This window comes from Kutzneria sp. 744 (assembly GCF_000568255.1).
Taxonomy (GTDB): Bacteria; Actinomycetota; Actinomycetes; order Mycobacteriales; family Pseudonocardiaceae; genus Kutzneria.
In genome coordinates, this window is the sequence record NZ_KK037166.1 from 5,309,555 (window position 1) to 5,311,853 (window position 2,299).

1 pseudogene is annotated in these 2,299 nt (G+C 72.4%); it reads right to left on the reverse strand.

Features of this window, described 5'->3' with window-relative positions:
- Positions 1-284: 284 nt before the first annotated feature.
- Positions 285-2,299: pseudogene (locus KUTG_RS23770) on the reverse strand (AAA family ATPase); the annotation flags it as partial.

The following is a 2,299-nucleotide window of genomic DNA, read 5'->3' on the forward strand; positions in this document are numbered from 1 at the left end:
CTCGCGGTAGCGGGAGCCTGCCTCGGTGACGCCGCCGCGGGCGGATTCATGCCATCGACGATCGTCAAGATCCGGTTTGGGGCTGCCGACGAACGCACCGTCGCGCCGGCCGTCCACCGTGGCCCACAGGACTGCCCGCCCAGTAGCACGCGTGGCCTGGCGGCTCCGCCCACCCGATCTCTCCGTCGGCCCGCACAGTCGCCGACGGACCGACCTGACTCCGCCGCTGAACCTCTGCCTGAAACCGTATTTCGGTGTGCCGGAGAGCGTGACTCGCGGGGGCGTCAGAGGGTGCGGGAGTTGGCGTAGGCGGCTAGGGCGGCTAGTTGGGCGGGGTCCAGGGAGGGGCGGACGGCGGTGCGGGCCTTGGCGAGGTGGGCGGCGGTGACCTCGGCCGCCGACAGGGACTCCCGCATGGCGGTCAGCGCCGCCTCCCGGATCAGGCCGGCGCAGTCGGCGGCGGAGTAGCCGTCCAACTCCGCGGCCAGGGCCGCCAGGTCCACGTCGGCGGCCAGCGGCATGTTCCGTGACGACGAGCGCAGGATCTCGGCCCGAGCGTCGGCGTCCGGCGGCGGCACGTAGATCACGCGCTCCAGGCGGCCCGGCCGCAGCAGGGCCGGGTCGAGCAGCTCAGGCCGGTTGGTCGCGCCGACGACGATCACGTCCCGCAGCGGCTCCACGCCGTCCAGCTCGGTCAGCAGCGCGGCCACGACCCGGTCGGCGACGCCGGAGTCGGAGGACTGGCCCCGGCGCGGCGCAAGGGCGTCGACCTCGTCCAGGAACACCATGGTGGGCGAGGCCTCGGCGGCGCGGCGGAACAGCTCCCGCACGGCCCGCTCGGACTCGCCGACGAACTTGTCCATCAGCTCCGCGCCCTTGACCGACAGCACATTCAGCCGTCCGCTGCCGGCCAGCGCCCGCACCAGGAACGTCTTGCCGCAGCCGGGCGGCCCGTACATCAGCACCCCGCGCGGCGGCTGAACTCCCAGGCGCGCAAAGGAATCCGGATACTGCAACGGCCACAGCACGGCTTCGGTCAACGCCTGCTTGACGTCCTTCATGTCGCCGACGTCGTCCAGCGTCAGGCCACCGGTCTGCAAAGTGTCCGAAGTGGACATAGAGATCGGGCGCACGGTCTCCAACGCGCCCAACAGGTCCTGCTGGCTGACCTGGAGCACGCCCTCGGAGTGCCGCATGGCCGCCCGCAGCGCGGCCTCACGCCGTAGCGCGGCCAGGTCGGCGGCGACAAAGCCGGGCGTACGGTCGGCGACCGCGCCAAGGTCCACATCGGACTCCACCGGCACCTCGCGCAGCAGCACCCGCAGCAACTCCACTCGAACCTTGCTGTCCGGCAAGGGAAGCGAGAGCGAACGGTCCACGAGCTCCGGGGCGCGCAGGCGGGGGTCGATGGCCTCCGGGTGTGCGCTGGTCACGGCCAGGGCCAGGCCCTCGGTGCGGACGGCCGCGCGCAGCGTGTCCAGCACGATCGTCGCCACCGGCGGCGGAGTGGTCGGCAGCAGCGCGTCGATGTCGGAGATCAACAGGATGGAATGCTTGGTGGCCTTGGCAATCGCGGCCGACAGCTGCTTGGCCGCGGCATTCGCTTCCAGCGCGGCGATGCTCGGCGCGGACAGCTCGACGACCGTGGCACCGACACTCTGCGCCACGGCCCGCACCAGGGTCGCCTTGCCGACGCCCTCGGGGCCGCTGATCAGCACGCCCAGCTGCGCCGACGCACCGAGCTGGGCCAGCAGCTCCGGCCGGTGGAAGGTCAGGTCGAGCCACTCCGTCAACAGCTTGGCCTGGTCCTGCTGGCCGACCAGGTCCGCGATCGGCACCGGCGGAACCTCGGGCAGCTCGACCGGAACCTCCACGGGCTCCGGCTCCGGCTCGACCACGACCTCCATGCCACGCCAGGTCAACACGCTGCTCGGGCCGATCGTCACCGGCCCCGGCGGCTGCGTGGCCGTCACGGTGATCAGCTCGTTGGTCCAGGTGGTGCCGATGGCCAGCGACAGCTGCCGCCGCGCCTGCGAGACGTCCGAGCCGGGCGGCGGGGCCAGGTCCTGCGGCAGCAGCGACACCGCGTCGCCCGTGGTCAGGACCTTGCCGGTCAGCGCGAGCCGCAACGTGTCCGGGTGCACCGAGGCCGAGGCCAGGCGGGAGCCGGACACCACGATCGACCGCGCCGCCGACACCTCGACCGGCGCGACGGCGATCTCCGAGCCCTCGACGATGCCCAGATTGGACAGCGTCACGTCGTCGACGAAAAACGATGCCCGTGCGGGGTCTCGCCGTC